The sequence below is a fragment of the Nguyenibacter sp. L1 genome (assembly GCF_035199985.1).
Lineage (GTDB): Bacteria > Pseudomonadota > Alphaproteobacteria > Acetobacterales > Acetobacteraceae > Gluconacetobacter > Gluconacetobacter vanlangensis.
Genome location: NZ_CP127015.1, coordinates 2,482,665 through 2,495,294 on the forward strand (window position 1 = coordinate 2,482,665; position 12,630 = coordinate 2,495,294).

Genomic DNA, 12,630 nt, shown 5'->3' on the forward strand with positions numbered 1-12,630 from the left:
CGGACCCGAACCCGCGGCGTTCAGCCGGACCATCCCTGCTGTCCCGATTCCGAAAGTCGCAAGCGAATTTCGGAATCGAAAGGACACGAGAATCAATATTTTAATGTCCTGCCGATCCGAGAAATTCTCATAAGAATTTCTCGAGCAGGACACTAGCGCGCCCGTCAGATACGATTATTGCGCCGCCGTGTCGACTCGTCCCGTCGCCGCATCGTGCCGCGCGCCCGGGCCGGGGTCACACGGCGATCCGCAGCGGGTGCGCGGCATCCGTGATGATGCACGGCACGCTGCCGCCCGATGGGTCGCCGTCATGCTGCAGCGCCAGCCCGTCGGGCGCGGTCAGCGCGATATGCGACGCGCGCACCCGCCGCAGACCGCGCACCCGGTCGGGGCGGTCGCACAGCAGTCCCAGCGCCACCCTGGCGATCGGGCCGGCTCCCGGCTCGTCCAGCAGCGTGACCGAAAACCCGCGCTCCAGCGGCGTTGCCTCGGGCGCCAGGACATGGCGTCCGCCATAGAACCGTCCTTTGGAACAGACGATGCCGAAGGCCGTATGGGCCTGCCCATCCAGCACGACCTGCAGCGGCGGAAAATCATAGCGCCCGGCCTCGCGGATCGCCTGCACGGCATAGGCGCCGCGGCCCAGCACGCGCTTGGCGCGCAGCGACAGATGAGTCACGACCTGCGCGTCGAATCCCGCACTGGCCATCTGCACGAAAATGCGCGCCTGCCCGCCCGCCTCGATCCGGCCGGGCCAGATCGTCCGCCACCGGCCCGACAGCAGCGCCCGCGCATTGTCGCCGGGGGCGAAGGCCACGCCCAGCTCGTGCGCCAGCACATTCGCGGTGCCCAGCGGCAGCACGCCCATAACGGGCCCCGGCATCGAGGCGGATGCGGACGGAAAGGGAGGACGCATGGCCTCCAGCAGCCCGTCGGCGACCTCGGAAATCGTGCCGTCGCCCCCGGCCGCCACGACATGGGTGAATGCCCCGTCCGGCCCGGCATCGCGCGACAGGATGCGCCCGTGCCCGGCATGGTCCGTGGCCGCCACCGTCACCTCGGCCCCCCCGGCCCGCAGTGCCTGCACGAAACGACGCAGACGCGTTATGCGCCGCCGCCCCGCCATGGGGTTATAGACCACCAGAATCCGCGCAATCCGCTCATTCATCGTGCGCGTCGACCCGCCGCCGCCCAACCCGCATCGCCTCGATCCGCAACGGTTCGACCTGCAACGCCAGCGCCGTACCCCACACCCCGCTCCACCATGCGCCCCCGGTCGATCATCCCGTCCATATGTTTAAAACAGATCGCGATACCGACAAATCGCACCGGCGTACAAGCGGGAACAAGCGGCGACATGCCAACGGCGACAGGATGGACCGCCAACGGGCCGCGACGGATGACATCGCCATCAGGATTTGATTTTTCGGGAAAATATCAGACCAGTGGTGGAGCTGAGGGGAATCGAACCCCTGACCTCCTCATTGCGAACGAGGCGCTCTCCCAACTGAGCTACAGCCCCACTGCCTGATGGGCTGGCATAAATACCGGCCGTTCCGGGTTTGTCAAGCGCCCATCGAGAGGCCTTGTCGAATGGTCCTGCCGTGGCTCGCGCGGCGCTGTGCGGGGCGCGGTGTTGTGCCTCTTCCCCGCCTCCGATAGGATTTCCGCCCTGCCTCTTGGAGATCATACACGTTGCTCCAGCTTGTCTTCACATTGCTGCTCGAAGCCGTCCGGCTCTATACCTGGGTGCTCGTTATTTCCTGCGTATTCAGCTTCCTCTACGCGTTCGGCGTGCTGGACACCCGCAACCACACGGTCTGGGCCATCGGCAATTTCCTCAACCGCCTGACGGAACCGGCGCTGCGGCCGCTGCGGCGCATCCTGCCCGTGGTGGGCAACATGGATTTCAGCCCGCTGGTCCTGCTGCTGCTGATCCAGTACGTGCTGACGCCGCTGATCCGGCAGCTTTATTATACGTTGGCTTTCAGCAACCCTCTCTGAACGGGCCGCGCCCATCCCGGGCGCCTCGGACCGGACACGCATGACCATCGCAAAGGGATCACGTCCATGACGCGCCACATCTTCATTCTGCCGGTCGTCGCCATCCTGTCCGTGGCCGGCCTGCCGCCTGCCCGCGCCCAGATGCCCGCAATGCCCGGAATGTCGGGCGGCAGCGCCATGCCCGCGATGCCCGGCATGGGCGGGGGCATGGGCGGCGGCAATGGCGGCATGATGGGCGGCGCCATGGGGGCGATGGGCAGTGGGGCCATGGGTGGCGCCATGGGCCTGCCGTCCCTGTCCTCGGCCGGCGCCGGCAACCTCGCCGGCCTGCTGGGCTATTGCGTGCAGAACAACTATCTCGGCACCGGCACCGCCTCTCCGGTCATGAGCGCTCTGGGCCGCAAGGCCGGCATCGACCCCCGGACCGACAGCCAATACCAGGCGGGCCGGAACGGTCTGCTGGATACCGGGGGCGGCAACACCTTCTCGCTGGCCGGAGCGGGGCAGGGGATCAAGCAGCAGATGACGCAGAAAATCTGCACCATGGTCCTGAACCGCGCCCGCTCCATGCTCTGACGCCCACCCGGCAACGCGGTCGGCGCCGGCCGCGCGGCCGCAGCAGGAGCAACACATGACCGACGACGGCACAATCGCTGCGCCACGCGTCGCATTCCTCGGGACCGGGATCATGGGTGCGCCCATGGCCCGTCATATCGCCCAGGCGGGATATCGGATTTCGGCCTGGAACCGCACGGACCACAAGGCCCGTCCGCTGGCGGCATTCGGCGTCGAAGTGGCCCCGAGCGCTGTGCAGGCGGTATCCGGCGCGGATATCGTGATCGTCATGGTGACCTCCGGCCAGGCCGCGAACCAGATCCTGTTCGAGGACGGCCGGGCCGCCACCCACATCAAGGCCGGCGCCATCGTCGTCATGATGAGTTCGATTGCCGTGGACGTGGTCAGGACACAGGCCGCGCGCCTGCGGGAGCTGGGGATCGGCTATGTCGACGCGCCCGTTTCCGGCGGCGAGAAAGGGGCGATCGACAAGACGCTGGCGATCATGGCCGGCGGATCGCCGGACGACATCGCGGCGGTCTCGCCCCTGCTGCGCGTGCTGGGGCGCGTGACGCATATCGGTCCGGTCGGGACGGGGCAACTGGCCAAGCTGGCCAACCAGGTCATCGTCGCCGGGACGATCACCCTGATCGCCGAAGCCTTCACGCTGGCCGAGCGCGGCGGCGCGGATCCGGCGCGCGTGCGGCAGGCCCTGACGGGCGGCTTCGCCGACAGTGTGATCCTGCAGCAGCACGGGCTGCGGATGATCGAACGCCGGTTCACCCCCGGCGGCGACGCGATCAATCAGGTCAAGGACCTTGATGCGGCGGCCAGGATCGCCGAGGAACACCACCTGGCGCTGCCGGCGACCGAGCGGGTCGCCGAGCTGTTTCGCGCCATGGTTGCCGCCGGCGACGGCGGCCTCGACCACAGCGGCATCTTCCTCCATATCGCGCGCCTCAATGGCCTGCCGACCCATGACATCATACATGACATCATAACGGATGACGCCACGACCGGAGAGCCGTCACGAAAAGCCTGACATGACGCGGTGATTCCGCCGCGTCGCGATCCGCTCTACGGCGCGTCGATCCGCAGCAGCACCTTGGCCGCCGATCGCCGGTCCGCCGCGGCCGCGAACGCGTCGGCAAAGGCGGCAAACGCGACTTCATGGGTGACCAGCCCGTCCGCGATCCGCGGATGCGCCGCCAGCATCGTCAGCGCCTCGGCGAATTCGCCATCGAAACGGAACGACCCGCGCAGGTCCAGCTCCCGCGCGATGATCTGCGCCATCGGCACAGCGACCATGCCCGGCGGAAACATCCCCACCTGCACCAGGATGCCGCCTCGTCGCGCCCGCGCGACGGCGGATGGCAGCGCCTCTTCCACGCCCGTGGCCTCGAACACGACGTCGAATTCCTCCTCGGGCGCGGCATGGCGCGCATTCCACGTCTCGGTCGCTCCCAGTCGGCGCGCGACCGCCAGCGGAAAATCATGCAAATCGGTGGCGACGATGCGGGCCGCGCCACGGACCGCCAGGGCGGCGACGATCAGCGCGCCGATCGGCCCCGCCCCCTGCACCAGGACCGTCCGTCCGGCACAGGGTCCGGCGCGGCCCACCGCATGCAGCGCCACGGCAAGCGGTTCGGCCAGCGCGGCGCGGCGCGGATCCAGCCCCGGCGGCAGGCGGTGCAGTTGCGACGCCGCCACATTCACGGCGCGGCGAAACCCGCCCTGCGTATGCGGCACACGGGCCGCGCTGCCAAGGAAGCGCACGTCGCGGCACAGATTGCGCAGCCCCCGCCGGCATTCCGGGCAGCTTCCGCACGGCCGCGCCGGGTGAATGGCCACCGGCGTCCCGGCCGGCAGGCCCGTCACCCCGCCGCCGCAGGTTTCGACGAAACCCGACACCTCGTGGCCCAGGATCATCGGCTCGCGCAGCACCGACGCGCCCACCCCGCCATGCTGCAGGTAATGCAGGTCCGACCCGCAGATCCCGCCCCAGGCGATCCGCACCCGCACCTCGCCCGGCCCGGGCGGCGGGGATGCCGCCGGCTCCATCCGCAAATCGCCCCTGGCATGGATGACCAGCGCGTCGGTCCGGGCAAAATCCATATCCGTCATGTCGTCGTCCTGAACAGAAGAAGAAACGGACAGAAGAACGGGATGGGGGGCGGCGCCCGGACTATCGTTCCAAACGGCCCCGGATCGAAATCACGATAAAGTAATTGTCGTTCCACATGGTATTGCCCGCGAGATCGTTCACATCATCAGGCGTCGAACAGACGTGACGACGTCGCCGGAGCGACACATGCCGAAGGGAACGACACCATGACCGATCACGCCCGGACGGGCGACACAGGGGCCGACGCCTCATCGCTGGCGCGCGATCTCGAACGCATCGCCCGGCAGGAGCGCGAACTCGTCCTGCCCGGCCTGACCGAGGAAGATGCCTGGATCCTGGGCTGCTGGCTGCGCCAGACCGCTAATGCCCGCCGCCATCCGATCGCCATCGACATCAGGCGGGGCGACCATATCCTGTTCAGTGCCAGCCTCGACGGCGCGACCCCGGACAATGTGGGCTGGATCGCCCGCAAGACCCGGGTCGCCGCGCGCTTCCACCGGGCATCGTACGCGATCGGCCTGCTGCTGCAACAGGAAGGCAAGACGATCACCCAGCGGTTCGGCCTGCCCGAATCCGACTATGCCCCGTTCGGCGGGGCCTTTCCCCTGCGCGTGCGCGGCGTGGGGGTCGTCGGCACGCTCTGCGTCTCCGGCCTGCCGCAGCGCGAGGATCACCGCCTGGTCGTCGAGGCCCTGGCCAGCTTCGCCGACATCCCGCTGGACCCGATCCAGCTCCCGCCCGTGTGAACCGGATGGCCATCCGGCCAGACGGAAATCCGGATAGAAAATTTTGCAGCGCACAAATACGAATTTGTGAACCGTCGCGCGGCGCTGGCCTCTTGCCGCGCGACGAACTCCCGTTGTCTATGGTGGGACTTCATACCCGGCCGGGCCGATGAACGGCGCCGTCGGGTCGAATCGTCAGGATTGCTGGCCGACAGGGCGAACGACACCCAAGGGAACGACACCGGCGGCACGGTCGGTGGCCGTGCCGAAATCGCCCTGCCTTACAGTAATTCTGCCGGTCGCATATCTGCTCTCGAACGATAATCGATAATAAAAACCATGTCCGGGAACACAAAAACGACAAGACCGGGGCGGATGCCTCCAGGGGGGATTGAATGACACGTCCGACCGGATGGGGTCTGATAGGCGCCAGCAACGTCGCGCGGGAATGGATCATCGACGCGATCCGCGCCCAGCCGGGCGGTGAAGTCCGCGCCGTGCTCAGCAGCGACGAAGCGCGCGGCGCGGCCTTCGCCCAGGCGCACGGCATCGCCAGCCACACCACCTCCCTGCAGGCGCTGCTGTCCAGGCCCGATATCGACGCGGTCTATATCAGCACCAACAACAGTCTGCATCGCGAACAGACCATCGCGGCCGCGCGCGCCGGCAAGCACGTGATGTGCGAAAAACCCCTGGCCCTGTCCGTCGAGGACGCGACGGACATGGTGCAAGCCTGCAACCATGCCCGTGTCGTTCTGGCGACGAATCATCATTTGCGCAACGCCGCCACCCATATCGCCATGCACGGCATGATCGAGGACGGGCGCATCGGCGGGCTGATCGCGGCCCGCGTCTTTCATGCCAATTTCCTGGCCGCCACGCTGCAGGGCTGGCGGGTCAACGACCAGGGCGGCGGCGTCATCCTCGACAGCACCATCCACGACATCGACACGCTGCGTTTTCTGTTCGATGCCGATCCCACCAGCGTTTTCTGCATGACGCAAAGCGGACGCCTCGCCCGCGACGGAATCGCGGACGGCGTCATGGCCGTGCTGCGCTTTCCCGGCGACGTCCTGGTGCAGATCCATGGCGGCTATACGGTGCCCTACGCCCCGGGCGGGATCGAAATCATGGGCGAACGCGGCGTGATCATCGGCCGCGACTGCATGAGCCAGCGCCCCATCGGGTCGGTCGCGGTCCGAACGTCGGACGGCGAACACGAAATCCAGTTGAAGCACCACAATCTTTACCATCGTGCCTTCGAACTGTTCACCGCGGCGATCCATGGCGGGGGACGTCCCGCCGCCACCGGCGAAGACGGCGTCGCCTCCCTCGCCATCGCCCTGGCTTTGCGTGAATCCGCCCGTACAGGGCGCGAAATCGGGATCAAGCTGCCATGAAACAGCCAGTATTCGCCGGCACGGGCCATGCCGCCGGCGCCGGCCTGTCGATGCCCCGCGCCGCATCGCAGGCCGAGGCCCCGCACCACGTCATCACCGCCGCCGACCTGCGCCGCGCCGCCTGGACCAGTTCGCTGGGCAGCGCGCTCGAATATTATGATTTCGCGCTCTACAGCCTGGCCTCGGCGCTGATCTTCGGGCCGCTCTTCTTCCCCGGGCAATCGCCGACCGTGGCGCTGATCGCCAGTTTCGGCACCTATTTCCTCGGCTTTGCCGTGCGGCCGGTCGGCGGCATCCTGTTCGGCATGCTCGGCGACAGGTACGGGCGGAAGCTCGTCCTGCTCATCACGGTCACCCTGATGGGCGGCGCCAGTACCGCGATCGGCCTGATCCCGACCTATCAATCCATCGGGATCGGGGCGCCCGCGATCCTGATCCTGCTGCGCCTGCTCCAGGGGCTGGGCGCCGGCGCGGAACAGGCGGGGGCCGCGGTCCTGATGACCGAATACGCGCCCCGGGGCCGGCGCGGCTTCTATGCGGCCCTGCCGTTCCTCGGGATCCAGATCGGCACCGTGGTCGCGGCCGTCGTCTATTTCGCCCTCCTGTTCCACGTCACCGACGTGCTGCAGGGCTGGATGTGGCGCCTGCCCTTCCTGATCAGCTCGGTCATCCTGGTCGTGGCGCTCTATATGCGCGCGACGCTCAAGGAATCCCCCGCCTTCGCCGAGATCGAGGAAGAGGAACGCGCCCGGTCCGCCTCGCTCCCCGACGTGGTGCGGCAATCGTGGAAGACGATCCTGCTCGGCATGGGCCTGCGCATGGCCGAAAATGGCGGTTCGTCGATCTACCAGGTCCTGGCCGTCAGCTATTCGGTCAACATCGTCGGCATGCGCAACGCCACCGGCGCGCTGTCGCTGCTGTGCGCCGCCCTGGTCGGCACCATCTTCGTGCCGCTCTCCGGGCTGCTCAGCGACCGGTTCGGCCGGGTGCGCGTCTATCGCGGCTTCGCCATCCTGCAACTGGTCGCCGCGATTCCGGTCTGGTACGTGCTCAGCCTGGGCATATTGCCGCTGACCATCATCGCCCTGTCGGTCGCGCTGGGCTGTGCCACCTGGGGCATGTTCGGCACCCAGGGCGCGCTGCTGCCCGAATTGTTCGGCGCCCGCCACCGCTATCTGGGCGTGTCCATGACGCGCGAGGTCTCGGCCGTGCTGTCCGGCGGCCTGGCGCCGCTGGCCGGCTCGCTGCTGATCGCCTGGATCTCGACCGCCCATCACGGCGCCCCCCGCCCCGGGCAGCAGGCCTGGCTGCCGCTCGCCGGCTATGTCATGCTGCTGAGCGCGATGACGATCATCGCCACCTTCTTCACCCCCGATCCGCGCAACCGCGACCTGCTCGACCGGCGCGATATGATCGATACCTGAATCGATATCTGACATGGATCGACCGCTCCCCGTCGGGAGCGGTAACCTGGCCCGCCGCGTCCCGTCCCGCCGGGCAGGCTTGCAGGAGTATGTTCGTGACGTTCTCTGTCGACCGACTGGCTGAATCCTTCCTTCGCGTTCGCGCCGGCGCGCCGGCGCTTCCCCGTGTTCCCGACGGGTGCGACGTCCCCTCGCCGGACGCCGCCTACCAGGTCCAGCACGCGACGCTCCGCGCGCTGGGCGGCCGCATCGCGGGGTGGAAAGTCGGGGCCGCCACCCCGGATTCCGAGCCCTTCGCCGCCCCGATCCTGGACGCCACCCTGTTCGACGACGGCGCCCCGACCCGGTCGTCTACCCTGCCGCAGGGCCTGTGCCGCCATATCGGGGTCGAGGCCGAAATCGCCTATCGCTTCGGCCGCGCCCTGCCGCCGCGCGCCATCCCCTATACGACCGACGAGGTCTGCGACGCGATCGCCTCGGTCCACACCGCGATCGAAATCATCGACACCCGCTTCGTCGAGCCCGGCAGCCAGCCCGCGCTGGACCACTTGGCCGACCAGCAAAGCCACGGCGCGCTGTTCGTCGGCCCCGGCATCGCCGACTGGCGCGGCCTGGTCCCGGTTCAAGAACGCGTGACCTTGGCGATCGACGGCGCGGTGGTGGCCGACCATCCCGGCGGCAACTCGGCCGGCGACCCGATCCGCACCCTGGTCTGGCTGGCGGCCCACGCCGCCCGCTATGCGGACGGGCTGGCCGCCGGCACGGTGGTGACCACCGGCTCGACCACCGGCACGCTCTTCGTCCCCCCCGGCACCCGCGTCAGCGCGACCTTCGCGCATCTCGGCACGCTGTCGCTGACCTGCTGACCCGCCGCATCCCCCGATTTCCCCAACCGGAACCCAACCGGAGACAATGCATGAAACCCGACCTCCTCCTGCTCGAACCGATGATGCCCCAGATCGAGACGGCCCTCGATAACGCCTATACCGTGCATCGCTTCACGGACATGGCCGCGCTCCTGCCCGTGGCCGCCTCGATCCGCGGCATCGCCACCGGCGGCGGCACCGGCGTGCCGCCCGACATCATGGCGGCGCTGCCCGAACTGGGCATCATCGCGATCAACGGCATCGGCACCGACGCGGTCGACCTCGACGCCGCGCGCCGGCGCAATATCCGCGTCACCACCACCCCCGGCGTGCTGACCGCCGATGTGGCGGACATGGCGATGGGCCTGCTGCTGATGGCCTGCCGGGGCCTGGGCACGGGCGACCGCTTCGTCCGCGCCGGGCTGTGGGGCAAGGCGCCGATCGCGCTGGGCCATACGGCCACGGGGCTCCGGCTGGGCATTCTCGGCCTCGGCCAGGTCGGCCGCGCCATCGCCGCGCGCGCGCGCGCCTTCGACATGCCGATCGCCTATCACGACATCCGCGAATTCCCCGATACCGGCTACCGCTTCTATGCCGACCTGACCGAGCTGGCGCGGGACAACGACGTGCTGGTGGTCGCGGCGTCGGGCGGCCCGCAATCGCGCAACATCGTCAACGCCCAGGTGCTGCAGGCCCTGGGCCCCGATGGCATCCTGATCAACGTCGCCCGCGGCAGCGTGGTGGATGAAGACGCCCTGGTCGCCGCCCTGCAGGCCGGCACGCTGGGCGGGGCGGGGCTGGACGTGTTCCAGCACGAGCCCTCGGTCCCCGACGCGCTGAAAACCATGGACAACGTCGTCCTCCAGCCCCATCGCGCCAGCGCCACGGTCGAAACCCGCCTGGCGATGGGCGACCTGGTCGTCCGCAACCTCGCGGCCTGGTTCGCCGGGGAATCCCTGCTGACCCCGGTGGTCTGACCGCTCGCGCCCGCCCCATCCGGTCGGGTGATGCTCTAGTGTCCTGCCCGAGAAATTCTTATGAGAATTTCTCGGACCAGCAGGACACTAGGCGCGGGCGCGTATCGCCATGCGATCGGTCGCAATCGATAAGCGGACGGTCGCCCCGACCGGCCGGCCGATAGGGCCGGATGCAATTCGCTCGTGCTGGAACGGCTACCAGGCGCCGAGACCGCGGGCTGCTCCCGGAAGCTATGCGACGCCGGGTCGAAGCTGGCTCAGCCGGATCATCTGTTTGAACATGAAGTTTGGCGCAAGCCGACTGGCGATCTTCAGGATATTGCTGGGGCCGGGTCGAATTTCCGTCTTCCCCGCTTCGATACCCTCGATGGCCCGTCGCACAAGCACTTTCGGATCCATCCCTTTCTCACCCTTCATCTCTTTCGCGAATTCGCCACGAAACAACGGGGTCTCGGTTCCCGGAGGGACAAGCTCCACGACCGTTACTCCGGTGCTCTCGAGTTGCGCACGCAGGCATCTCGTATAGGCGTGAAGTCCCGCTTTTGCCGCCGAATAAACGGGGGCCGCCGGAAACGGCACGAAGGCAAGCCCGGAAGAGACGTTGATGATGAGACTTTGTTTTCGCGTTTTCAGAAACGGAAGAAATTGCTGCACCATATGGATTGGCCCATTAAGGCCGATCTCTATTTCACGCGTGACGTCAGCGAGAGATCGCTCTTGATCGAGCTTCAAGTTGCGCATGATGCCGGCATTGTTGATGATCGTGTCGAGGTTCGGGAAAAGTTCGACCACTTCGGCATAAAGTGCCGCGACAGCGCTCGGGTCACTGACGTCGCTCAGCAATGTATGAACCCCAGGCAAATCCCGAGCGGCCTGTTCCAACCGCTGCTGATCGCGGCCGGTCACGATGACCGTATTGCCGAGGTCCAGAAGCTGGCGTCCGAGTTCCCGGCCGATGCCGCTTGTGCCGCCGGTGATGAGAATAGTTCTTCGTTTGAGCTGCATGGCCATGCCCTCGGTCGGAGATTCGACTTGCGGCTCTCATGTAGTGCTCTACGCTCTCCAAACGGAAGAAGGCACCTGAAAGTGCTATACTTACCTGGCGGAGAGCATGAGATGGACGTGTCGGCTCGCTTCACGGCAGAGGAAATCGAGCGGGCGCGGCGCTATGCGGCCGCGATCCCTCCCGCCGACCTCGATCCCCGTATCGGCGCCTTGGTCAACGAACTCATCGGGCGCGTCGCCGATAAATGGACCATGATGATCCTGGACATCCTCGCCGACCACGGGGAGTTGCGGTTCACACGTCTCAGCGAACTGGTCGAAGGCGTCAGTCAGAAGATGCTCACCCAAACCCTTCGACAGATGGAACGCGACGGGTTGGTCGTCCGGACGGTACATCCCGTCGTGCCCCCGAAGGTCGAATACAGGCTCACCGGGTTGGGCTTGAGCCTTGGCTCCGCCTTCTGCGGCGTCTGGGTTTGGGCCGCCGAGAATCTCGAGCAGGTCGAACAGGCTCGCCAGGCTTTCGACCGCAGGGCCGGCACCGGGTGACGCCCGATCGCGATCGGCTCTATTCCGCCGGCCCGACCATCAGTTCGATCTCGATCAGCGTCGCCGGATCGGCGAATCCCGGCACCAGCCGCAGGGTCGTCGCCGGCCGCCCGGCCCCGAACGCCTCGCGCAGCAGCGGAAAACAGGCCGGAAACCCATCCGTATCGCGCATCAGGAACACGACGCGGGTTACATCCTCCATGGTGTGGCCCGCCTGCTCCAGCCGTTCGGCGCCCTGCTCCAGGGCGGCGCGGCACTGCTCGACCAGGCTGGGCGCGGCCTGCCCGCCGGAGGGGTCGATGCCCGTCAACTGCCGCACATGGATGTCCTCTGCATGCATGCCGCGCGTGCCGCTCCTCGGTTCGACGTCAAAATAACAGAATCGTCATATTCCGTTCACGAATAAATTCAACCCTCGGAACAAATCCAGCCTTGGGAAAATTCAATCCGGGACATCCGCCCCCGCCCGCGTCATCCTGCGCGCATGACGGCTCCCGTTTCTTATACCGGCCAGATCCATGCCGGCTGCGCCGCCCGCGCCGGGCAGGGGGTCCTGCTGCTCGGCCCGCCCGGCGCCGGCAAGTCCGACCTGCTGCTGCGCCTGGTCGATGCCGGCTACGCCCTGGTGGCCGACGACCGGGTGGTGCTGTCCGACGGCTGGGCGTCGCCGCCGGCCGCCCTGGCCGGCCTGCTCGAAATCCGCGGCATGGGCATCGCGCGCCTGCCCTACCTGGCCAGGGTCCGCCCGGTGCTCGCCGTCCGGCTGGTCGGTCCGGCCGACGGTCCCGCCCGCCTGCCGCCGGCCTTTGCCGACCCGGTGACGGGCCTGCCCGAAATCCGCCTCACCACGGATCTGGCGTCGGCGGTGGCGCGGGTCAATCTGGCCCTTGACTGGCTGGACGGACGTTGCAAACTTTTAACGTCCGAGCAGATGTGATCGGGGGCACGTCTTTCACCGGGAACCGTCCGGTGCCAGATCCGTCCGGTGGTCTTTGTTCCC

Annotated in this window: 14 protein-coding genes and 1 tRNA gene; 10 read left to right on the plus strand and 5 right to left on the minus strand. The window is 67.6% G+C overall.

The window, feature by feature from the left end; genetic code table 11:
• Positions 1 to 235: 235 nt before the first annotated feature.
• Together QN315_RS11225 and QN315_RS11230 are read right to left on the minus strand one after the other, a co-directional pair.
• Positions 236 to 1,168 carry a diacylglycerol kinase family protein gene (locus tag QN315_RS11225; RefSeq protein WP_323989360.1) on the minus strand — a complete coding sequence of 311 codons (933 nt, stop codon included), beginning with the start codon at positions 1,166 to 1,168 and terminating at the stop codon, positions 236 to 238.
• Positions 1,169 to 1,446: 278 nt separating this feature from the next.
• Positions 1,447 to 1,522, minus strand: a tRNA-Ala gene (locus tag QN315_RS11230).
• Positions 1,523 to 1,695: 173 nt separating this feature from the next.
• On the opposite strand from QN315_RS11230, the gene QN315_RS11235 reads away from it, so the two are divergent.
• The 3 genes from QN315_RS11235 (at position 1,696) to QN315_RS11245 (ending at position 3,601) form a co-directional block, all read left to right on the plus strand.
• Positions 1,696 to 2,004 (plus strand): YggT family protein, encoded by a 309-nt coding sequence (locus tag QN315_RS11235; RefSeq protein WP_176641300.1) that lies wholly within the window; start codon positions 1,696 to 1,698, stop codon positions 2,002 to 2,004.
• Positions 2,005 to 2,070: 66 nt separating this feature from the next.
• A complete protein-coding gene (locus QN315_RS11240; protein ID WP_323989361.1) occupies positions 2,071 to 2,580 on the plus strand; it encodes a YjjA family protein in 510 nt (169 codons plus the stop codon).
• A gap of 55 nt (positions 2,581 to 2,635) precedes the next feature.
• The gene (locus tag QN315_RS11245; protein WP_323989362.1) at positions 2,636 to 3,601 is read left to right on the plus strand and encodes an NAD(P)-dependent oxidoreductase; all 966 of its coding nucleotides are present in this window, start codon (positions 2,636 to 2,638) and stop codon (positions 3,599 to 3,601) included.
• A 35-nt stretch (positions 3,602 to 3,636) separates the two neighbouring features.
• Here the strand turns inward: QN315_RS11245 and QN315_RS11250 are convergent, their stop codons facing one another.
• Positions 3,637 to 4,683, minus strand: coding sequence for an L-idonate 5-dehydrogenase (locus QN315_RS11250; RefSeq protein ID WP_323989363.1), 1,047 nt, complete (start codon positions 4,681 to 4,683; stop codon positions 3,637 to 3,639).
• A gap of 207 nt (positions 4,684 to 4,890) precedes the next feature.
• Between QN315_RS11250 and QN315_RS11255 the strand changes: the two genes are divergently transcribed.
• The 5 genes from QN315_RS11255 to QN315_RS11275 all read left to right on the plus strand — a co-directional run bounded on the left by QN315_RS11255 (position 4,891) and on the right by QN315_RS11275 (position 10,076).
• Positions 4,891 to 5,430, plus strand: a complete 540-nt coding sequence (locus QN315_RS11255) for a heme-degrading domain-containing protein (RefSeq protein WP_176640308.1) — start codon at positions 4,891 to 4,893, stop codon at positions 5,428 to 5,430.
• 374 nt (positions 5,431 to 5,804) lie between these two features.
• Positions 5,805 to 6,809 carry a Gfo/Idh/MocA family oxidoreductase gene (locus QN315_RS11260; protein ID WP_323989364.1) on the plus strand — a complete coding sequence of 335 codons (1,005 nt, stop codon included), beginning with the start codon at positions 5,805 to 5,807 and terminating at the stop codon, positions 6,807 to 6,809.
• Positions 6,806 to 8,233 (plus strand): MFS transporter, encoded by a 1,428-nt coding sequence (locus QN315_RS11265; RefSeq protein ID WP_323989365.1) that lies wholly within the window; start codon positions 6,806 to 6,808, stop codon positions 8,231 to 8,233. The genes QN315_RS11260 and QN315_RS11265 overlap by 4 nt, the downstream gene beginning before the upstream one ends.
• A 95-nt stretch (positions 8,234 to 8,328) precedes the next feature.
• Positions 8,329 to 9,099 (plus strand): fumarylacetoacetate hydrolase family protein, encoded by a 771-nt coding sequence (locus QN315_RS11270; RefSeq protein ID WP_323989366.1) that lies wholly within the window; start codon positions 8,329 to 8,331, stop codon positions 9,097 to 9,099.
• 50 nt (positions 9,100 to 9,149) lie between these two features.
• Positions 9,150 to 10,076, plus strand: a complete 927-nt coding sequence (locus tag QN315_RS11275) for a 2-hydroxyacid dehydrogenase (protein WP_323989367.1) — start codon at positions 9,150 to 9,152, stop codon at positions 10,074 to 10,076.
• A gap of 231 nt (positions 10,077 to 10,307) precedes the next feature.
• On the opposite strand, the gene QN315_RS11280 is transcribed toward QN315_RS11275, so the two are convergent.
• Positions 10,308 to 11,087 (minus strand): SDR family NAD(P)-dependent oxidoreductase, encoded by a 780-nt coding sequence (locus QN315_RS11280; RefSeq protein ID WP_323989368.1) that lies wholly within the window; start codon positions 11,085 to 11,087, stop codon positions 10,308 to 10,310.
• 105 nt (positions 11,088 to 11,192) lie between these two features.
• Between QN315_RS11280 and QN315_RS11285 the strand changes: the two genes are divergently transcribed.
• A complete protein-coding gene (locus tag QN315_RS11285) occupies positions 11,193 to 11,630 on the plus strand; it encodes a helix-turn-helix domain-containing protein (RefSeq protein WP_323989369.1) in 438 nt (145 codons plus the stop codon).
• A gap of 19 nt (positions 11,631 to 11,649) precedes the next feature.
• Here QN315_RS11285 and QN315_RS11290 read toward each other — a convergent pair whose 3' ends face one another.
• On the minus strand, positions 11,650 to 11,970 hold the full coding sequence (locus QN315_RS11290; protein ID WP_323989370.1) for a Rid family hydrolase: 321 nt from the start codon (positions 11,968 to 11,970) through the stop codon (positions 11,650 to 11,652).
• Positions 11,971 to 12,114: 144 nt separating this feature from the next.
• Here QN315_RS11290 and QN315_RS11295 point away from each other — a divergent pair, with 144 nt between their 5' ends.
• Positions 12,115 to 12,567, plus strand: a complete 453-nt coding sequence (locus QN315_RS11295) for an HPr kinase/phosphatase C-terminal domain-containing protein (protein WP_323989371.1) — start codon at positions 12,115 to 12,117, stop codon at positions 12,565 to 12,567.
• The last annotated feature ends 63 nt before the right edge of the window (positions 12,568 to 12,630 follow it).